Here is a 20855-nt window from a genome sequence, read left to right as displayed (position 1 = left end):
CAAAACCAGACGATTTTGGGCGTGGCAAATCGGAATTATGCGGAAAGCAACTTGTTCATGCGGCGGATAAACTGGTTCGGATCTTCCAACGTGCCGCGTTCGGCCAGCAACGCCTGATCCAGCAACAGGTCGATCCATTCGGCAAATTGTTCGTTATCACCCACATCGGATGCGCGTTTGACCAACGCATGTTCCGGATTCAGCTCGAAAATGTACTTCACTTCCGGCGCCTGCTGGCCGGCGGCTGCGAACAGTTTCGCCATCTGGGTGCTCATTTCATCGGCATCGGTGGTCACGATCGCCGGCGTATCGGTCAGACGGTGCGTCAGGCGCACGTCCTTCACCCGCTCGCCCAGCAGGGTTTTAACCCGTTCGATGAATGGCTCCAGCTGTTTTTCAGCGTCTTTCTGTTCTTCGGTTTCTTCCGCCAGTTTTTCCAGCGCTTCATCGGCCTTGCTGACCGACTGGAATGATTTACCGTCGAATTCGGTCAGGTAGCTCATCATCCATTCGTCGATGCGCTCAGACAACAGCAGTACTTCGATGCCCTTCTTGCGGAACAGCTCCAGGTGCGGGCTGCTGTTGGCCGCGGCGTAGCTGTCGGCGGTGATATAGTAGATCTTATCCTGCCCTTCGCTCATGCGGCTGACGTACTCTTCCAGCGACACGGTTTGCGCCGAGCTGTCGCCGTGAGTAGAGGCAAAGCGCAACAGCTTGGCAATTGCGTCCTTGTTTGCCGCATCTTCCGCCGGACCTTCCTTCAGCACCAGGCCGAATTGCTGCCAGAACTTCTGATAGGCTTCAGCGTCGTCCCTGGCCAGTTTTTCCAGCATCTGCAGTACACGTTTGGTCAGCGCGCTGCGCAGGTTCTGGGTCACGCGACTGTCTTGCAGAATTTCACGCGATACGTTGAGCGGCAAATCGTTGGAGTCGATCAGCCCGCGCACAAAGCGCAGGTAGTTCGGCATGAACTGCTCTGCGTCGTCCATGATGAATACGCGCTGTACGTACAGTTTCAGGCCGTGTTTGTGATCGCGATTCCACATGTCCCACGGTGCCTGCGCCGGGATGTACAGCAGGCTGGTGTATTCCTGCTTGCCTTCAACGCGGTTGTGGCTCCAGCTCAGCGGGTCGGTGAAGTCGTGGGCAATGTGCTTGTAGAATTCTTTATATTCTTCATCGGTAATATCGGACTTGCTGCGCGTCCACAGTGCCTGGGCCTTGTTGATTTTCTCCCAGTGGGTCGCGCCGTCGGCCTCTTCCGGGTTGTTGCTTTCGATCTCAACCGGCAACGCAATGTGATCGGAATATTTGCCGATCACCGAACGCAGGCGCCAGGCGTCGAGATACTCGTCTTCACCTTCACGCAGGTGCAGCGTAATTTCGGTGCCACGTTCGGCTTTGCTGATGTCGGCGATAGTGTAATCGCCCTCGCCGGCGGATTCCCAGAACACGCCCTCATCGGCAGCGGCGCCTGCGGCTCGGGTGCGTACCGTCACCTTGTCCGCGACGATGAACGCCGAGTAGAAACCGACGCCGAACTGACCGATCAGCTGGCTGTCTTTAGCCTGATCGGAACCGATCGATTCGAGGAAAGCCTTGGTGCCCGATTTGGCGATGGTGCCGAGGTTCTCGATCACTTCATCGCGACGCATGCCGATGCCGTTGTCAGCGATGGTCAGAGTACGTTTTTCTTTGTCAAAGGACAGACGTACGCGCAGCTCGCCGTCCCCTTCGTACAGTTCCGGCGCAGACAGCGCGCGGAAACGAAGTTTGTCCGCCGCATCGGATGCGTTGGAAATCAGTTCGCGCAGGAAAATTTCTTTATTGGAGTACAGCGAATGAATCATCAAATGAAGCAGTTGTTTTACTTCAGACTGAAATCCGCGAGTTTCTTGACCTTTCATACTCATTGCTTACCTCAAAGACAATTGCAACCAAACACAGACAATGAGGATCAGGTGGGGATGAGAGCCTTATTTTTCAAGCGGGTGACGGGGAATTTTTTAACCGAAGCTGACGGGGCGAAGCCGCCCCGTCAGGGAAGTGCGTCAGTATTTGATGGCGTGGCGACCGGCCAATGAGTGCGACAGCGTGGTGCCGTCGACCATTTCCAATTCACCGCCTACCGGCACACCGTGCGCAATGCGGCTGGCCAGTACGCCGTACTGGCCGCACATTTCCGCGATGTAATTGGCGGTTGCTTCGCCTTCCACCGTCGGGTTGGTGGCCAGGATCACTTCGCTGATGCTTTCCTGTTCCAGCCGTTGCTCCAGCCGATCGAGACCGATATCGCCGGGCCCGATGCCGTCAAGCGGCGACAGATGGCCCATCAGCACAAAATAGCGGCCGGCGAACTGGCCGGTCTGCTCGATGGCATGGATATCCGCCGGACTTTCCACCACGCAAATCTGGCCGTTTTGCTGACGACGCGGATTGGCGCATATGGTGCAAATGTCCTGCTCGGTGAAGGTGCGGCAATCGGCGCAATGGCCGATTTCCGACATCGCACGGGTCAGCGCCTGTGCCAGACGCATGCCACCGCTGCGATCGCGCTGCAGCAGTTGAAACGCCATACGCTGCGCCGATTTCGGGCCAACGCCCGGCAGGCAGCGCAGCGCCTCCATCAAGGTTTCAAGCAGCGGACTGGTTTGCATCAGAACGGCATCTTAAAGCCAGGCGGCAACTGCATACCGCTGGAGACCGACGCCATTTTTTCTTTCTGGGTTTCTTCAACGCGACGTGCTGCATCATTGAACGCAGCCGCGATCAGATCTTCCAGCATGTCTTTATCGTCTTCCATCAGGCTCGGATCGATTTCCACACGGCGGCAGTTATGCGCCCCGTTGATGGTTACTTTCACCAGGCCAGCGCCGGATTCGCCAGTTACTTCCAATTTGGCGACTTCTTCCTGCATCTGCTGCATTTTTTCCTGCATTTGCTGGGCTTGCTTCATCAGGTTGCCCAGACCGCCTTTACCAAACATAGTCGTCTCTCGTAGCAATGGGCCGCGCACGGTGCGCAGCGGTTAAATGGGGCGAATACTGTCTTCATCCAGATCTGCATCAAAGAAGCGACGCAGCGTCTGGATATTGGTATCCGCAACGATGGACTGACGCGCCTGCGCCAGTTTTTCTTCATAAATGGCTTGCCGCCACTCCAGCGGCGTACGCTCCGCCGGGTTTTCGTCTTCCACTACGGTCAGCTCAATCGGGCCGCCGTGCAGCTCGCTGAGCGCGTCGCATAACGCCTTTTGCGCCGAGGGGGTGTTCAGATGGCGCTGCGCAGGCCGCAGATGGAGACAAATCTTGCCGGGTTCCGACTGCTGTTTAAAGGCGTTCAACGCCAGTTGCTGCACCAGTTTCGGGATAGTCAGCCGGTCTATTTCCGCCGCCCACGGGTCGCGCGCGATTGACTCTACCACCAGTTTAGCCGACAGCTCGGGGGTTTTTTCATGTTCCAGCGCGGTACGCAGTGCCTTTGGCGTCGCCAGTGGTTCTGGCGCTGCTTCTGGCGCGGTTTGCGCCCGCCAGCGATACGCCTCCGGCTTGGCCGGTTTTTCCTTGACGATTTTTTCCGCCTGACGCTGCTGGCTGCGCTCAGTCACGGAAGCCAATCGCTCCAGTGCCGAGTTTGCCGGCCGCGCTCTTCCAGGCGCCGCCGGCTCACTCTTTTTTGGTGTAGATGCCCCCTGTTGCCGCTGCAACTGGGTGCGCGCCTTCAATAATTGCGCGGTGGCATCCGGTAAATTTACCGCCGGTGACGAGGGTGCGGCCTGCCCTAACGGCGGCGGCGTCTCTGACGGTGACGGCGCTGCCGACCTCGCCTGCGCTGCCGGGACGGCCGGCGTCACGCCCTGCGTCGAGGACGTTGGGGTAATCGCTACCGGTTCGGGGATCTGCGCCTTGGGGTGAAACGCCAACGCTCGCAACAGGGTCATTTCTACGCCCATACGGCGATCGGGGGCATAGGCCAGTTCTTTACGGCCCACCAGTAACGTCTGGTAATACAGTTGCACGTCGGTGGGCGGCAAGCTGCGCGCCAGCTCGCGCAGTCGCTGTTCGATAGCCGCGTAATGATGGTCCAGCACCGAAGGCAGCAATTGCACCATCGCAATGCGGTGCAACAGCGCCAGGGTTTCCACCAGCAGGTTTTCCCAGTCGACGCCGCGAGCTGCCGCTTGCGCCACCTGGGCCATGACTTTTTCGCCGTCGGCGCTCACCAGCGCTTCAAGGATCGCCAACGGCTGTTCGTCGTCCAGCGTGCCGAGCATATGGCTGACGGTGGCACTGGTGACCTGGCCCTCGCCCATGGCGATCGCCTGATCGGTCAGGCTAAGGGCGTCGCGCATGCTGCCGTCAGCGGCGCGCGCCAACAGTTGCAGTGCACGAGCGTCGCTCGCGATCTGTTCTGCCTGCAGTACCGTTTCCAGCTGATTGCGGATTTGCTCCACGTCCAGCGCCTTCAAATGGAATTGCAGGCAGCGTGACAGAATGGTCACCGGCAGTTTTTGCGGATCGGTGGTCGCCAATAAAAATTTCACATGCGCCGGCGGCTCTTCCAGCGTTTTCAGCAACGCATTGAAGCTATGGCGCGACAGCATGTGCACTTCATCGATCAGATAGACCTTGAAACGGCCGCGTGCTGGCGCGTACTGCACGTTGTCCAGCAGATCGCGGGTATCTTCCACCTTGGTTCTGGAGGCCGCATCGATCTCGATAAGATCGACAAAACGCCCCTGCTCAATCTCGCGGCAGTTGTCGCATTGGCCACATGGGGTAGCGGTAATGCCGGTTTCACAGTTAAGGCCTTTGGCCAACAGGCGGGCGATGGTGGTCTTACCCACGCCGCGCGTGCCCGAGAACAGATAGGCATGATGAATCCGCCCAAGCGTTAGGCCGTTGGCCAGTGCGGTCAGGACGTGTTCTTGCCCAACCACATCTGCAAAGGTTTGCGGGCGCCACTTACGGGCGAGAACCTGATAGCTCATTAATACCGGAGAAGTCGAATAATCTGGAGGGTCATGCTAACACAGCAGTGCGGCGATCCGCGATAGCCCATTCTGTTTCGAGCGACAGCGCCGTTGACCAATGGCCTGTGCCCCAGTCGCTCGATATTCGTCGGGATAGAACGTTAAATCAATGACCCGCGAAGTTGACCAGGCTGTAGCAATCGATGCCAAGCTTGTTCAGACGCGCTTCGCCACCGAGATCCGGCAGGTTGATGATAAAGGCGGCGTCTTTCACCTGGCCACCCAAACGGCGGATCAGTTTGGCGGTGGCTTCGATGGTACCGCCGGTCGCCAACAGATCGTCCACCACCAATACCACGTCGTCAGCGCTGATGGCATCGCTGTGGATTTCAAGCTGGTCGGTGCCGTATTCCAGCTCATAGCTTTCAATCAGCGTGGCACGCGGTAATTTGCCCGGCTTGCGCACCGGCACAAACCCCACGCCCAACGCCAGCGCCACCGGCGCACCAAACAGGAAACCACGCGCTTCGGTACCGACCACTTTGGTGACGCCTGCTTCGCGATAACGCTCAACCAGCAGCTCGATGCTGGCAGCGTAAGCCAGCGGATTCTCCAGCAGGCTGGTGACGTCACGGAACAGGATGCCCGGTTTAGGGTAATCCGGGATGGTTTTGATACTGTCTTTGATAAACTGAAGCTGCTGCGCAGTAGCGGTCATAATTATTGCCTGATAAAACTGCTTGAAACTGGAACGCAGGCCGCCTGACATCCCGCTTCACCCCAAGGGGCGAAACCATTAATCAAGGACGTTCAGGGAGGGTTCCCGCGCACGAAAACGCCCAAATCTATGCAAACTGGCTGACAATTGCAACTCTGCCCTGCATCTTTCCTGCCGCGCAGGGGTAGGCGAACGCCGTCGGGGCCTGCAGATTCATACGCTTGCCGTCAGTTGACGACGTCAGGCTAACAAGAATTTTACCCCGCCATCAGCGCCGTTTGTGCTGCTGCGGATCAACCACCGGCAGACGCAGCATGACGATCAACAGCGTCGCCAGCATCAGCAGCAGCAGACCGCGCACCCACCAGATTTTCACCAGCCATAACGACACGGCGAAAGTCAGCACGATAAACAGCATCGCCTTCCATTTGGCGCCCGGCGGCAATGCGCGGTGCCGTTGCCAGTGACGCAGATAACCGCCGAACCATGAACGGTACAGCAGCCATTGATGGAACCGCGGCGACGAGCGGGCGAAACACCAGGCCGCCAGCAGCAGAAAAGGGGTGGTCGGCAACAACGGTAACACTACGCCCAGCGTGGCCAACGCCACCGCTACCCAACCTACAGCGATCAACAGCCAACGCGTCATGCCGATCCTTTTAGCGAGTCATTATGCCAATGACTGTAACACCGGAACTACTGATAATGAATCTCGCCAAAATATTCCGAAAGCACCGCATAACGGCAATATTCAAACGGCTGATCGGCACCGCTGAGAAAAGTTTGCCGAGCGACCGACAGCAATGGCGTATTCGCCGCTATCTGCAGCAGTTCACACAGTTCACGAGATGGCAAGATGGCGTCGATTTTTTCTACCGCCGACCCGATGGCGATCTGATAACGCGCCATCAGCAACTGATAGAGCGATTGATTGGCCAGATCCTGCGGCTGCAGTTGCAACCCGGGGAAAAACGCCAGGTTGATATAGATTTTCTCATGGTTGAACGGCTTGCCCTTGGCGGAACGCACGCGCGAAATAAACAGGTATTTATTGCCGGGTGGCAGGTTCAACCCGTCCAGCAGGGCATCTTTGGCGCTGCGTAGCGCAATGTCGAGGATCTGACTGTCGATGCGGATCTGGGAAAAACTGAGATCGGCGGTGATACCGCGGAAGGTATGACCGTAACTGGCGCCCTCCGGCAACGCATTGACCACCGAGCCGGTACCACGCTGCGACGCAATGATGCCGCTTTCCACCAGCGCGTTCCACGCCTGCTTTACCACAATCAGCGATACATCAAACTGGCGGGCGATGTCTTTTTGCGTCGGCAGGCGATCGCCCAGCCGATAGGTGCCGTCAAGGATCCGATGGCAGATAATGGAATATAACTGCTTGTATAATGGCGTATAGCTCGCCTTATCTACCACCAACGTAAAACCTCGCCTGGTCAGGTTGGAAGGGAAAGTTGCAGCGCTTTCCCTTGGTTATGCATTATTCGGTTATTGAACGCGCCAGCGCCTCCAGCGAGAAATGGTTCATTTTATCCAGCAGAGGCAGGTAATGTTCAGGCCAGGCCGCAGCACCATGGTATGCCCCTGAAATCGCACCGACCATGGTTGCGACGGTATCCGTGTCATTACCGATATTAACGGCGGAAATAATAGCATCAACCGGCGTAGCGGCACAGCAGGCAAATAATCCCAACGCCGCGGGAACCGCCTCACTGACGTGCAGCCCGGTGCCGATGATATCGTTCAGTTCGACGATCGCGGTTTCCCAGTGGCGGTGACGCTTGCCAATGGCAACGGCCAGTTCGATACGCCGACCGACCGACGGCCCGGCGATCGCCATCGCTCCCTGCTCTGCGGCCAGGACTAGCCCTTTATCCGCTCCGTAGATCGACGCGGCGACGATCGACGCACTGCTGGCACTGGACGAGAGTGCTTCGGCGATCGCCGCCGCCATCGCGGCCGCGCCTGACATCGCCAAAACGTTATTGTGGGTAAAGCGCGCAATGTCGAGCGCACACTGAATAGCGCCGTCCAGATCGCCGGGGTGCAGCACCGCTGCGGGCCAGATCTTCATCGCCGATCCGTTGGTAGCCGCCGCATTGCCGCCGTTGATGATCTGTACCGACTGTTTTTCCCCTTCCAGTTCCCCCTGCAGCGACGCTCGCCGATCGTTGAAAATCGCCTTCATCGCCGCGCGCGTTGTTGGGCCGGTAAAATTGGCATAAAACGGATAATCCAGCCAGCGCTGAAAGGCTTCTTTCATTGCCGAGTCCGTGACTTTACGCCCATGAGCCAGCAGTGCATCCATAATATATTTAGCTTGAATAAAATCGTCAGTGCACATGCCGGCTTCGTTGCAACGCCCAAAGGTATCCGCCGGCGGCTTGACAAAGGTGGTCACCCAGCCGCCAAAGGTGTCTTTTATCTGTTGTTGTGTCCGCACTTCCGTAGCGGCGCCCATCGCATCGGCGGCGGCGGCGCCAATCAGGCAGCCTAAAACGTGGTCGTAATTTGCGTTCATCAAAATCTCCTTGGGGTTTATCGGGTCTGGTGGGTCATGAATGCCGCCAGTTGTTCGGCATCCGGCAGCGCCGTCATGGCGCCTTTTTGTGTTACTGCCGCCGCGCCGCAAAAATTGGCAACGTGCATCGCCGAGGTGAGCGATTGCTGCCGCCAGTCCGGTTGCTTCGCCAGCTCGAGCAGTAATCCGCCGACGAAGGCGTCGCCCGCGCCGGTGGTATCGACAACCTGCACCGGCAGCGCGGGATAATGCCGTTCTTGCCGTTGATGTATCAGATACGCCCCCGCGTCACCGAGCGAAATGACGGTGGTCGGGCAACCCAGTTCTCGGGCGTAGTAGCGGGCGGCGCGCCAGTCCTGCCGTTGAGTCAATCGACACAGCTCATCGGCCGAAATCTTGCAGATATCCGCCTGGGCAATGGCATTTTCGATTTGTGGCGCAATGTCAGCCGGACAGTCCCACATGGCTTCGCGTAGGTTGACGTCAAACAGCACCGACCCGTGCGCCAAACGCATGCGCTGGGCGCCTTGCAGACAGGCATCGCGCGCTGGCTGGCGAATCAGGCCGATGGAGTTGAAGTAAAACCATTGATTGGCAGCGAACGGCGGCAGATCGGCGGCGCAGACAAAACTGTCGGCGCTGGGGGCCACCAGATAGCTGAACGAACGTTCGCCGTCGGCCGCCAGATCGACAATCAGTACCGCAGTTTTCAACGCCGGGTCGAGGGTCAGATGGCGAATGTCGACCCCTTCACGCCGCAGGGTTTGTGCCAGAAAGTGCCCGACCGGATCCAGCCCCAGGCGGCCAATAAAGCCGCAACTGCCGGCCAGTCGGGCGACGCACACCGCCACGTTGGCCGACGCGCCGCCGGGGCATTTCAAATAGCGTTGTTGGTCATCGGGCACCAGATCGACCGAGGCATCGCCAATCACCCAGACGGTATTTTTAGTCTGCATATCAGCCTCGCTTGCCAAGCGCTAGCTTCAGCTCGGCATAATAGTGATTATTAATGATGTAACGCTTCATGATCAGGCTAATGGCAAAATGAAACAGAGCGGGAATTATCGTCATCATTAGCGCGATGCCGGCCAATGCCGTTGGCGATTGTTGCGCATCCGGCTGGTAACCGAAATAACTCAGCAGAAAACCCAATATTCCCCCGGCGATGCCCATGCCGAACTTCTGGAAAAACAGGATGCCGCCAAAAGCCAGACCGGAAACCCGTTTGCCATTTTTGTGTTCACCGTAATCTACCGCTTCGGCAATCGACGACCAGAAAATTGGCATTTGCATATCGCAGAAATAATTAATCAGGAAATAGGCGATAAAGGCCAACCACAGATCGCCCTGCCCCACCAGAAAATACATCGCCAGGCTGAGAATAAAGGTCATCAACTGGGTATGACGGAACAGTTTTATCTTGTCATAGGTCCGAGTTATATAGGTGGTAGATATCATTGCCAATATCGAAGCCACCACGCCGATGGTTAAAAAAGGTGAAATTAACGCGTCACCGCCATTCAGATAATATTTGGCGTAATACGCCGCTACCGAACCACGAATCACATATCCGCACATCAGCAGCATGATCACCACACCCAGCAGTAGCCATTGATCGTTACGCAATAGCAGCCTGAACTGTTCGCCGCTGCGCATGGTAGGGATTTCCGGTCGGCTACGTTCGCGCGTGGTCAGGAAGCAGAAGATGAACAGCGCCGCCCCGACCGCCCCCATCAGCCCCATAGACAATTGATAGCCCAGCGCCTTGTTACCCTGGCCGAGCCACACCGCCATTATCGGCACAATGATGGTTACCAGAAACGCGGCAATCTTGGTCATCACAAAGCGATATCCATTCGCGCTCAATCGCTCTAGCGGATCGTCGGTAATAACGCCAATCATTGAGATATAAGGAATGGTTATCGCGGTATAGACCACGGTCATCAGTATGTAGGTAAAATAGGCCCAGGCCAGTTTTGCTGTATAGGCAACATCTGGCGTAATAAACATCAGATAGACCGCAAAACCAAACGGCAGGGCAAACCATAATAGATAAGGGCGGTAACGTCCCCAGCGTGTATTGACCTTATCGGTATACATACCCATCAACGGATCGATAATGGCGTCGATAAAACGCACCACCATAAATAACACGCCGACGTCGACCGCATGCAAGCCATATACGTCGGTATAAAAATAGGCCAGCAGCAATTGCATCGCAATCATGATGATATTGATTGCCATATCCCCGGCGCCAAAGCCTACTTTCTCTATTACTGACAGTTTCATCTGAGCACCTTTTAATAACGTATGACGCCGGCATCAACTGCGGGTCATTTTTATTATTCACAACCTGACCCGTTTGGCCGGTTGTTGACGACTCAAGCCGTTTGCTTGCTTCGCCCCCCTGGAACGTTGGCACCAACCCAGTGTAGTGAATATGATAAAAATATAAAGGTATACCATTATACTTTTTAATTGAGATCACAAAAAAAAGCTGCCATCGGGATTGTTGATGGCAACAACCAGACAAAAATTCTTTTGCATTCAAGCTGCTGGCGAAATAGCCGATAATGGCGATGGCGCTTGTATCAAACGACTATCGCGGGCAAGCTAGGCTTCTGTGAGTACAACTTGGGGATCGGCGTGAATACGCAGCATTTATTACAGGCTTTGCAGCAGCAAATCGCGGCGCTTGCCAGCGAAGTAACGCCGCGCGGCGATACACCGGTTTCGCAGGCGCGTTTCGATAGCGCGTTGTTTGCCAACCACGGGACGCGGCTGCGAGATTACCTGGCGCAGGTGCAGAAGAACTTCAGCCAATTGCAATCCGCCGTCCATGACAATCGCAACGCGCAAGTGGCGTTCCTGGCGGAAAAGCTGGTCGCGCAGATCGGCGCTCTGCAACGTGAACTGGCCACCCAGACGCTGCGACGTCAGAATCAACCCAAAGCACCGGCGCAGGTCGATCTGTACCATAAACTGGCGGAGCATCAGGATTATGAGCGTCGTTTGCTGGCGATGATCCAGGATCGCGAAAGCCTGTTAGGCCGACAGACCACTTTGGCTGGGCAGCAAAAAATACAGCAGGAGCTGGCGGCACTCGAAGGCCGGTTGATGCGATGCCGTCAAGCGTTGGCACGCATAGAACGCAGTATTGAAAGAAAAGAAAACGGTTTTTGAAGTTTTATCACATTATTTGAAGGAATATTCCCCTCCCCGGCCAGGGTTCACTATACTCAGCCAGTGTCAGAGTTCATTCACCTATCGCAAACCAAATAATGTTGGATTTATGTCCCTAGAAAATGCTTCACCAGAATTACAGCTGGCAGTCGATCTGATTTACCTGCTGGAATGTAACGAGATCGATCCAGCCACCGCGCTGGCGGCGCTGGATATCGTCAAACGGGACTATCAGGAAAAAATGCAGCGCAGCGGTGCCAGCACGCCGTATCTGCCCGGCACCCCGTAACACCGCGCAGCGGTTGCCCATCAGCCGGCCGGTTGTTCCGGCCCGGGATTGAAGTCACGCTTCACTTCCTGCACCTCATTGCCCTGCTGGTTATGCAAATACACTTCCAACTGGTTGAAGGCGATATTGATGTCGTTCTCGCGGCACAAGCGATCGATTGAGCGATTAAGCTCATCGACGGTATAACTGCGATCGCGCAGCTCGCGTACGTACAGGCGCAATTCATGATCGAGCGTGCTGGCACCGAAATTCAGGAAAAACACCTGCGGTTCCGGATCGGTCATTACCCGCGGATTATCGTGCGCGGCCTTCAGCAACACCTGTTTGACCTTGTCCAGATCGGAACCGTAGGCCACGCCTACCTTGATCAAGACCCGAGTAATGGTGTCGGACAGCGACCAGTTAATCAGCCTTTCGGTGACGAACGCCTTGTTCGGGATGATCACTTCCTTGCGATCGAAATCGGTAATGGTGGTGGCGCGAATGCGAATTTTACTGACCGAACCGGAAAAAGTACCGATGGTAATGGTATCGCCGATGCGCACCGGGCGTTCAAACAAGATGATCAAGCCGGAAACAAAGTTGGCGAAGATCTCCTGCAAGCCAAAGCCCAGCCCGACCGACAGCGCCGCTACCAGCCACTGCAGCTTGTCCCACGAGACGCCCAGCGATCCCAGCGCGGTTACGGTGCCTACCGCGGTGATCAGATAGGTCAGAATGGTGGTGATGGCGTACGACGCCCCCTGCCGCAGTTGCAAGCGTGACAGCACCAGCACCTCCAGCAGCCCCGGCAGGTTGCGCGTCATGACATAGGCGACTATCACCGCCAGCAACGCCACCATCAGATTGCCGAGCGTCACCGCCTGCGGCAGGCTGCTGCCAGCCACCACGCTGGTGTAATGCCACAGCGAGATGCTGTCGAGGTAGCCGAACACCGTGATCAGATCCGACCAAATCGCATAGAACGCGGTCGCGAACAGCAGAAACAGTGCCATGGTGGTCAAACGCAATGACTGCTGATTGATCTGATCCAGCGCCAACGGCGGCTCTTCCACCGGTTCGTTGCCTTCTGCGCCCTCTTTCGCCAGGCTTTGGCGTCGCGCCAGCGCCCGGCGGTAAGCCAAACGCCGCGCGGCAACGCTTAAGCCACGGATGGCGGTCAGATAAACGATATTCCACAGGAAAAACAGATACAGACTGTCGATCCAGCGCCCTGCCAGCCGCAGCGTGGTATAGAAATAACCGGCGAACATCAGCCCAAGCAGCATTAGCGGCGTCGCGGCAATGGCGGTAACAATCACCAGCCGTACCGCATGCGCGCCCTTTTCGCGCCAGCTGTCGCGGCAGAGCGGGAATACCAGCACCGCCAGCAGCAGCAGCGTCAACATCACCACCACCTGACCGATCACGTCCTCCACCAGTCGCAAAGGCGCCTTTTCACCCAGGACCGACCAGAAGATCAGCGGCAATAGCGCCAGTCCCAGACGAATTGTCTGGCGGCGGTAGTGCGCGCACAGGCTCGCCGCGAGGGCGAAGTGCCGCTCGGCAATCCCCCCTGGCGCCATCAGGCGGAAGGTGAAGCCGAACACCAGGTAAAACAGCGACAGCTGCTGTGACAGCGACCATAAAAAATCGCTGATGCTGATTTCCGAGCGGTAGCACCAAAAGCCGACGCCAAGCAGCAACGCGGCACCCGGCACCACTTTCAGCAAAATCAGCAACAGCGCTTTTGGCGTATGCAGCTGGCTGTCACGCTTCAATTGCCCCACGTCATTGCTGAGCTTTTGTATATGGCTGTCAATCAGACTATAGCGCCAGCGCAGCAGGCCGATAATCAACAGCATCGGCAGCAGGAACACCAGCACACGCAGTCCGCCGTCCAGCAGTTTGGCGGCTTTGAATTTGAAATCCAGCGACGCCAACTGTTGTTTGATGGCGCCGGGCAAGGCCTTCAGCCAAGCCAGGTCGATGGGTTTATTGCTGTTCACCCAAAAAATCTGCTGGGTCAGCGTGTCCTGCACCGAATCGTATACGCTGGTGAGCTGCTGCTGATTGATTTGCAGATTAATCGCCAGCGTCAGTTGATTGCTCAATTGGCGGTTAAGCTGATCCAGCAATTCGCGGCGCATATCAATGATTTCATTCAATGCATCAATCACGTCATCGCTGGCTTTTTCCTGGGCATTGGCCAACAGCTTATCGATGTAATCATTGCCCTTGAACAGCTCGTCCCGCTGCTGGTTAATGTCAAATTGCTCCAGACGCAGGTCGGCAATGTGGGTTTGCATATCTGCCACCAGCGCCCCCTGCGGCAGGCTCTGCTGCTGTTGGTACAGAATGCGCGACAGCACCAGGCTGCCTTTCAGCATCTGGATCTGTTCTTTCAGATTGCGTTCGGATTGCAGGCCGCGATCGAGCCAGCTTTTTACCTGGATATTTTGTTGGAACAAGGTGTTGCTTTCACGCGTTGCGGCAATCAGCCGCTGGCTGAGCTGGCGATTGAGGTCCAGTTCATTACGCACTAGCGCATCGTGCTGGATGTCGGTGGCATCTTCCGGGTTCTGCGCCGCTTTGGCGGTTTTTTCCGACAGCGTCAGGCGCTTGCTGTTGACCACGTTCTGCAGCATCTGCACCTGATGGTTCAGTTGCTCGATATGACCGTTGGTATAGTCACGCTGTTTCTGCAGCAAATCCTGGAGCGTGGTATTGGCTTCAAGGCTTTTACGTTGCAGTTCGATCTGCCCATTCAGCAAAACCTGCTCGGTAGCCAGCATCTCCTGTTGGCTGGTGCGCAACACCGCCTGCCCCGGCGATTGATCATTCAGTTGATTACGGATCTCCTGCAGGCGCTGCGATGCGGTGTACATGCTGGTTTGCACCCGTTCCGGCTGGGTTTGCAGCGACACCAGTTGGCTATTGTAGGTCGACAGGTTTTCCTGCGCGCTTTGCAGTTCATCCAGCGTTTGGTACAGGCGACCTTCCAATTGACGCAGCGACAGCGACAGCAGTTCGGCACGTACCGCGGCATCATCCGGCGGCGATTTCATCGCCTCAAGCTGCGCCGTCACCTGCCTCAGTTTCACCGGAGCCTGCTGTAGCTGCTGTTTCAACTGCGCCCCTTCCTGCCGGACATGCTCGAGAGCGTCCAGCAGTTCGGTGGTGCGGTTGAGATCCTGTTGTGACAGTTTTTCGACCGGCGTCAGATTTTTTTGCCTGGCCAACGCCTCAAGCTGATTCTGGATATCGCTGCGCGTCGGCAGGTCGCTATTATAGGAAATCTGTGCCAGCGCCGGCTGCCATAACGTGCAGACAATCAGGAGCAATAGCGCCACCGCGCAGCGTAAGGCCATGCGCGACGGTAACAGTAAGGCCGAGGAAAAGGATGTGACGAACCTGCGACTCATGATTTGACTTCGTTTCAACCAACAAGTCTCAAGATTAGCATGTTCGCCACCTGGCAAAAAACGAGAAAAATATTGCCGATGATGAATGGCGCGTCAGGCCGCCTGCTCAGAACGTCAGAACTTTGTCCGCTGCCAGCGTCCACTGCGCCAGTTCAATCAGTGTCCCGATTTCCACCCCGTCGACCAGCGTCAATCTGCTGACGCCACGCGCATCGGCGCAGGTTTTACACAGTCTGATCGGCACCTGTTGGGCGCTGAGAATTTCCAGCATCTGCTGCAGATGGTAGCCTTCGTGCGGCTGCTGCCCGGCGATGCCGGCAATCACCGCGTCAGACATCAAAAACAGTTTCAAATCCAGCGCCTGTTGCTGCTCTTTCAAGGCAATCGCCAGACGCAGTGCATTGAACAGCGATTCCTGCCCGTAGGCCGCACCGCTGGCAATCAGTACCATTGAAGACATCATTCCTCCCTGCTTGCAGTTAAAGGGGGCAGTCAGCACGTTGCGACAACGCCGCCCGCTCACCCGGTTTGATACGCAACGTTGGGCAGTATTGCGCCATTTCGATAAACGCATCAACCAACGTTGCTGCCTCGCGCTTCAAATCAAAGCTTTCCGGCATAAAAAGCCAGTTTTCCATCAGGCCGGTAACATAGGCACGTAAAATAATAGCCGCACGGCGAATATGCAGATCCACCGGAAGCTGGTTATGACGGATGCAGTTCTGCAGCACCGATTCAATGCGTTCGTAGCTTTCCAGGTACAACACCTTGCGCACATCATGTAACGGCATCATTTCGCCCACAAACTCGCATTTATGAAATATAATCTCCATCAATGCGCGTCGGCGGACGTCCTCTACCGTAGCGGTCAAGATGTAAATCAGGATTTCCCTTAAAATCCTCAGTGGATTCTCTGGAAACTTTGCCTGATACTCTACTTCGAGGTCGCCTATTTTCGATTCTGATAATTCCCAAACTTCGTTAAACAGGTCTACCTTATTTTTGAAGTGCCAATAAATTGCACCACGCGTAACCCCGGCTGCGGTGGCAATATCTGTCAGTGACGTTGCAGAAACGCCACGTTCAGAGAATTCTCGAACCGCAGCATCAAGAATGTGCTGTCGGGTTTCTTGCGCCTGCTGTTTGGTTTTTCGTGCCATGGCGTTGTTTTTTAGGGGGACTGTGATTTACATACATTCGCGAATGTATGTACCATAGCACGCACATATAATTAACGCAGCAATGGGTTTTAATGCTTGTGATCCATTGATCATTTTGAAATCGGACACTTGAGGTTTTTCTATGAACAAAAACAGAGGGTTAACGCCTCTGGCGGCAGTTCTGATGCTTTCCGGCAGCTTAGTGCTTACAGGATGTAATGATAAAGAAGCCCAACAGCAAGGCGCTCAACAACCGGCCCCTGAAGTGGGTGTGGTGACCCTGAAAACCGAACCTCTCAACATTACTACCGATCTCCCTGGTCGCACCGCTGCGTATCGCATCGCCGAAGTTCGTCCGCAGGTCAGTGGTATTATTCTGAAACGCAACTTTGTTGAAGGCAGTGATATCAAAGCCGGTGAATCGCTGTACCAGATCGATCCCGCGACTTATCAAGCCACCTACGACAGCGCCAAAGGCGATCTGGCCAAGGCACAGGCCGCAGCCGACATCGCCCGTCTGACGGTCAACCGTTACAAACCATTGCTGGGTACCAATTACATCAGTAAGCAGGATTACGATACCGCCATCTCCACCTTGCAGCAGAACAATGCGGCAGTGGTCGCGGCCAAGGCTGCGGTAGAAACGGCGCGCATCAATCTGGCCTACACCAAGGTGACGTCACCGATTTCCGGGCGTATCGGCAAATCCGCCGTTACCGAAGGTGCGCTGGTGACCAGCGGTCAAACCAACGCGTTGTCTACCGTACAACAGTTGGATCCGATGTACGTTGACGTTACCCAGTCCAGCAACGATTTCCTGCGTCTGAAACAGGAACTGGCCAGCGGCTCGCTGAAGCAGGAAAACGGCAAGGCCAAGGTCAAGCTGCTGCTGGAGAACGGCCAGACCTACGCCCAGGAAGGCACGCTGGAATTCTCTGACGTGACCGTTGATGAAACCACCGGTTCCATCACCATTCGCGCCGTGTTCCCTAACCCGAAAGATGAACTGTTGCCTGGCATGTTCGTGCGCGCCCGTCTGGATGAAGGCGTTCGCAACGACGCGCTGCTGGTACCACAGCAGGGCGTAACGCGTAACCCGCGTGGCGATGCGACTGCGCTGGTAGTCGGTGCAGACAACAAGGTGGAGCTGCGTTCACTGAAAGCGGATCAGGCAATTGGCGACAAATGGCTGGTCAGCGAAGGGTTGAAAGCCGGCGATCGCGTTATTGTCACCGGGTTGATGAAAGTCAAACCTGGCGCGCAGGTAAAAGCACAAGAAGTTGACACTCAGGCGCAAAAACAGCCGCAGGCTGACGCGCAGAAGTCATAAAAAGGAGCCGGTAATACATGGCTAAGTTCTTTATAGATCGCCCTATTTTCGCCTGGGTAATCGCCATCATCGTGATGTTGGCGGGGGTGCTTGCGATAATGAAACTGCCGATTGCGCAGTATCCGACTATCGCACCACCGGCGGTGACGATCTCCGCCACCTATCCTGGCGCTGATGCCACGACGGTGCAGGACACCGTGACACAGATTATCGAACAGAACATGAACGGTATCGATAATCTGATGTACATGTCCTCATCCAGTGACTCCTCTGGTAGCGTACAAATTACCCTGACGTTTGAATCTGGCACCGACCCTGACATCGCGCAGGTTCAGGTCCAGAACAAACTGTCACTGGCAACGCCACTGTTGCCGCAAGAGGTGCAACAGCAAGGCCTGAAAGTAGAAAAATCCAGCAGCAGCTTCCTGATGGTGGCCGGCTTCGTTTCCGACGATCCGAACATGACCCAGGATGATATTGCGGACTACGTGGCTTCCAACATCAAAGACCCGATCAGCCGTTCTTCCGGCGTGGGTGAAGTTCAGCTGTTCGGTGCGCAATACGCGATGCGCGTCTGGCTCGATCCGAACAAGATGAATAACTTCCAGCTGACGACCACCGATGTCACCAGCGCCATCACCGAGCAGAACAACCAGATTGCCGCAGGGCAGCTGGGCGGTATGCCTCCGGTACCGGGCCAGCAGTTGAACGCTTCGATCATTGCGCAGACCCGTCTGAAGTCACCGGAAGAGTTTGGCAAGATCCTGCTGAAGGTTAACAGCGACGGTTCGCAGGTGCGTCTGAAAGACGTGGCGCGCATCGAACGCGGTGCCGAAAACTATTCGGTAACGGCACGCTTCAACGGCAAGCCGGCGGCAGGTCTGGGTATCAAACTGGCTACCGGCGCCAACGCCCTGAACACCGCGGCTGGCGTAAAAGAAGAGCTCGGCAAGCTGGCTCCGTTCTTCCCGCAAGGGATGAAAGTGGTTTATCCGTACGACACCACCCCATTCGTCAAGATTTCGATTAATGAAGTGGTGAAAACGCTGTTCGAAGCGATCGTGCTGGTGTTCCTGGTCATGTATCTGTTCTTGCAGAACTTCCGTGCGACCTTGATTCCAACCATCGCAGTGCCGGTCGTGTTGCTGGGGACATTTGCCATACTTGCGGCGTTCGGCTTCTCGATAAACACCCTGACGATGTTCGGCATGGTGTTGGCGATAGGCCTATTGGTGGATGATGCCATCGTGGTGGTGGAAAACGTCGAGCGTGTAATGTCCGAAGAGGGGCTACCGCCGAAAGAAGCTACCAGAAAATCGATGGACCAAATCCAGGGTGCGCTGGTCGGCATTGCGCTGGTGCTGTCAGCGGTATTCGTACCTATGGCGTTCTTCGGCGGTTCTACCGGGGCAATTTACCGTCAGTTCTCGATTACCATCGTTTCGGCAATGGCCCTGTCGGTGCTGGTTGCGTTGATTCTGACGCCGGCGCTGTGTGCCACCCTGCTCAAACCGGTAGCGAAAGGCGACCACGGCGTGAAGACCGGCTTCTTCGGCTGGTTCAACCGCATGTTCGAAAAGAGCACGCACCACTACACCGACAGCGTAGCCAACATTCTGCGCAGCACCGGTCGTTACCTGCTGATCTACCTGCTGATCGTCGTCGGCATGGCGTTCCTGTTCCTGCGCCTGCCGTCCTCGTTCCTGCCGGATGAAGATCAGGGCATCCTGCTGACCATGGTGCAGTTGCCTGCCGGTGCCACCGAAGCGCGTACCTCGAAAGTGCTGGAAGAAGTCACCGACTACTTCCTGACGAAAGAGAAAGACAACGTAGTGTCGGTGTTTACCGTTGCCGGCTTCGGCTTTAACGGTAATGGCCAGAACAACGGTCTGTCCTTCGTCAGCCTGAAGAACTGGGACGAACGTCCGGGCACCGAGAACAAGGTTGAAGCGATTGCCGGCCGAGCCATGGCTGCCTTCTCGCAAATCAAGGACGGTATGGTCATTCCGTTCAACCTGCCAGCGATTATCGAGTTGGGCACCGCGACCGGCTTCGACTTTGAATTGATCGACCAGGGCGGTCTGGGACACGAAAAACTGACCGAAGCGCGTAACCAGTTGTTGGGGATGGCTGCACAGCATCCGGATATGCTGGTCGGTATGCGTCCTAACGGTCTGGAAGATACGCCACAGTTCAAACTGACCGTCGATCAGGAAAAAGCCAAGGCGTTGGGCGTCAGCATTACCACCATCAACAGTACGCTGACCACCGCGCTGGGTGGTTCGTACGTCAACGACTTCATCGACCGTGGTCGTGTGAAGAAGGTTTACGTACAGGCTGATGCGCCGTTCCGTATGTTGCCGAACGACATCAACAACTGGTATGTGCGTGGCGATAGCGGCCAGATGGTTCCGTTCTCCTCCTTCGCTACCGCGAAGTGGGAATACGGCTCACCGCGTCTGGAGCGTTACAACGGTCTGCCATCGATGGAAATCCTCGGCCAGGCTGCACCCGGCAAGAGTACCGGTGAAGCCATGAACCTGATGGAAGAACTGGCGTCGAAACTGCCAAGCGGCGTTGGCTATGACTGGACCGGTATGTCCTACCAGGAACGTCTGTCCGGTAACCAGGCCCCTTCACTGTATGCCATCTCGATTCTGGTGGTGTTCCTGTGTCTGGCGGCGCTGTATGAAAGCTGGTCGATTCCGTTCTCGGTGATGCTGGTTCTGCCACTGGGGGTTATCGGTGCGCTGCTGGCGGCAACCATGCGCGGTATGAACAACGACGTTTACTTCCAGGTGGGCCTGCTGACAACCATTGGGCTATCGGCGAAGAACGCGATATTGATCGTGGAATTCGCCAAGGATCTGATGGAAAAAGAGGGCAAGGGACTGATCGAGTCAACGCTGGAAGCGGTTCGTATGCGTTTGCGTCCGATTCTGATGACCTCGCTGGCCTTCATCCTCGGGGTACTGCCGCTGGTTATCAGCAGCGGCGCTGGCTCCGGTGCGCAGAACGCGGTAGGTACCGGCGTTATGGGCGGGATGATCACCGCAACCGTGCTGGCGATCTTCTTTGTTCCGGTGTTCTTCGTGGTGGTACGCCGCCGCTTCTCCAAGAAGAACGAAGACATCGAACATTCTCACCCGGTTGAGCATCGCTGATCCCCTTCTTCCCTGAATACCAAGGCCGCTTATGCGGCCTTTTTTTATGCTTCCCTCTCCCGCCACGCGCAATGGCCGCTGTGCGTCGACAATTTATACTTG

General features: G+C 56.1%; 17 protein-coding genes and 1 other annotated feature. Of the genes, 4 read left to right on the top strand and 13 right to left on the bottom strand.

Annotation, left to right across the window (positions count from 1 at the left end; genetic code table 11):
* Window positions 1–35 precede the first annotated feature (35 nt).
* The 10 genes from htpG to AC2AXP_RS01170 form a co-directional block, all read right to left on the bottom strand.
* Window positions 36–1907, bottom strand: a complete 1872-nt coding sequence (htpG, locus tag AC2AXP_RS01215) for a molecular chaperone HtpG (RefSeq protein WP_039991035.1) — start codon at window positions 1905–1907, stop codon at window positions 36–38.
* 144 nt (window positions 1908–2051) lie between these two features.
* Window positions 2052–2657: a recombination mediator RecR gene (gene recR, locus AC2AXP_RS01210; RefSeq protein WP_004954497.1), complete on the bottom strand. Its 606-nt coding sequence runs from the start codon at window positions 2655–2657 to the stop codon at window positions 2052–2054.
* On the bottom strand, window positions 2657–2986 hold the full coding sequence (locus tag AC2AXP_RS01205) for a YbaB/EbfC family nucleoid-associated protein (RefSeq protein WP_004954498.1): 330 nt from the start codon (window positions 2984–2986) through the stop codon (window positions 2657–2659). The genes recR and AC2AXP_RS01205 overlap by 1 nt, the downstream gene beginning before the upstream one ends.
* Window positions 2987–3028: 42 nt before the next feature.
* Window positions 3029–4990, bottom strand: a complete 1962-nt coding sequence (dnaX, locus tag AC2AXP_RS01200) for a DNA polymerase III subunit gamma/tau (protein ID WP_004954501.1) — start codon at window positions 4988–4990, stop codon at window positions 3029–3031.
* Window positions 3632–3696: a sequence feature (DnaX frameshifting element), on the bottom strand. (Overlaps the previous gene by 65 nt.)
* 148 nt (window positions 4991–5138) lie before the next feature.
* Entirely contained in the window at window positions 5139–5690 is a 552-nt protein-coding gene (apt, locus tag AC2AXP_RS01195; protein ID WP_039992400.1) for an adenine phosphoribosyltransferase, read from the bottom strand.
* A 268-nt stretch (window positions 5691–5958) separates the two neighbouring features.
* The gene (locus tag AC2AXP_RS01190) at window positions 5959–6339 is read right to left on the bottom strand and encodes a DUF454 family protein (protein ID WP_004954505.1); all 381 of its coding nucleotides are present in this window, start codon (window positions 6337–6339) and stop codon (window positions 5959–5961) included.
* A gap of 47 nt (window positions 6340–6386) precedes the next feature.
* Window positions 6387–7121, bottom strand: a complete 735-nt coding sequence (locus AC2AXP_RS01185; protein ID WP_039991036.1) for a GntR family transcriptional regulator — start codon at window positions 7119–7121, stop codon at window positions 6387–6389.
* Window positions 7122–7182: 61 nt separating this feature from the next.
* Window positions 7183–8223 (bottom strand): ADP-ribosylglycohydrolase family protein, encoded by a 1041-nt coding sequence (locus AC2AXP_RS01180; RefSeq protein ID WP_273868983.1) that lies wholly within the window; start codon window positions 8221–8223, stop codon window positions 7183–7185.
* A gap of 17 nt (window positions 8224–8240) precedes the next feature.
* Window positions 8241–9179 carry an aminoimidazole riboside kinase gene (locus AC2AXP_RS01175; RefSeq protein WP_004954513.1) on the bottom strand — a complete coding sequence of 313 codons (939 nt, stop codon included), beginning with the start codon at window positions 9177–9179 and terminating at the stop codon, window positions 8241–8243.
* Window position 9180: 1 nt separating this feature from the next.
* Entirely contained in the window at window positions 9181–10512 is a 1332-nt protein-coding gene (locus AC2AXP_RS01170; RefSeq protein ID WP_371902029.1) for an MFS transporter, read from the bottom strand.
* Between the two features lie 357 nt (window positions 10513–10869).
* Here AC2AXP_RS01170 and priC point away from each other — a divergent pair, with 357 nt between their 5' ends.
* Window positions 10870–11406: a primosomal replication protein PriC gene (priC, locus tag AC2AXP_RS01165; RefSeq protein WP_039992402.1), complete on the top strand. Its 537-nt coding sequence runs from the start codon at window positions 10870–10872 to the stop codon at window positions 11404–11406.
* A gap of 109 nt (window positions 11407–11515) precedes the next feature.
* Window positions 11516–11695 (top strand): pleiotropic regulatory protein RsmS, encoded by a 180-nt coding sequence (gene rsmS, locus AC2AXP_RS01160; RefSeq protein WP_004954523.1) that lies wholly within the window; start codon window positions 11516–11518, stop codon window positions 11693–11695.
* Window positions 11696–11715: 20 nt separating this feature from the next.
* On the opposite strand, the gene mscK is transcribed toward rsmS, so the two are convergent.
* From mscK to acrR, 3 genes are all read right to left on the bottom strand, one after another.
* Window positions 11716–15099 (bottom strand): mechanosensitive channel MscK, encoded by a 3384-nt coding sequence (gene mscK / locus AC2AXP_RS01155; protein WP_371902028.1) that lies wholly within the window; start codon window positions 15097–15099, stop codon window positions 11716–11718.
* A 106-nt stretch (window positions 15100–15205) separates the two neighbouring features.
* Window positions 15206–15559 carry a DsrE/DsrF/TusD sulfur relay family protein gene (locus AC2AXP_RS01150; protein WP_039992404.1) on the bottom strand — a complete coding sequence of 118 codons (354 nt, stop codon included), beginning with the start codon at window positions 15557–15559 and terminating at the stop codon, window positions 15206–15208.
* Window positions 15560–15578: 19 nt separating this feature from the next.
* Window positions 15579–16259, bottom strand: coding sequence for a multidrug efflux transporter transcriptional repressor AcrR (gene acrR / locus AC2AXP_RS01145; protein ID WP_004954531.1), 681 nt, complete (start codon window positions 16257–16259; stop codon window positions 15579–15581).
* A gap of 142 nt (window positions 16260–16401) precedes the next feature.
* Here acrR and sdeX point away from each other — a divergent pair, with 142 nt between their 5' ends.
* Complete coding sequence (gene sdeX, locus AC2AXP_RS01140; RefSeq protein WP_004954534.1) at window positions 16402–17589, top strand: multidrug efflux RND transporter periplasmic adaptor subunit SdeX; 1188 nt, start codon at window positions 16402–16404, stop codon at window positions 17587–17589.
* Between the two features lie 17 nt (window positions 17590–17606).
* Window positions 17607–20753, top strand: coding sequence for a multidrug efflux RND transporter permease subunit SdeY (sdeY, locus tag AC2AXP_RS01135; RefSeq protein WP_004954537.1), 3147 nt, complete (start codon window positions 17607–17609; stop codon window positions 20751–20753).
* Window positions 20754–20855 lie beyond the last annotated feature (102 nt).

This window comes from Serratia sp. Sp408 (genome assembly GCF_057180665.1).
This window is presented reverse-complemented; position numbering and strand designations above follow the sequence as displayed.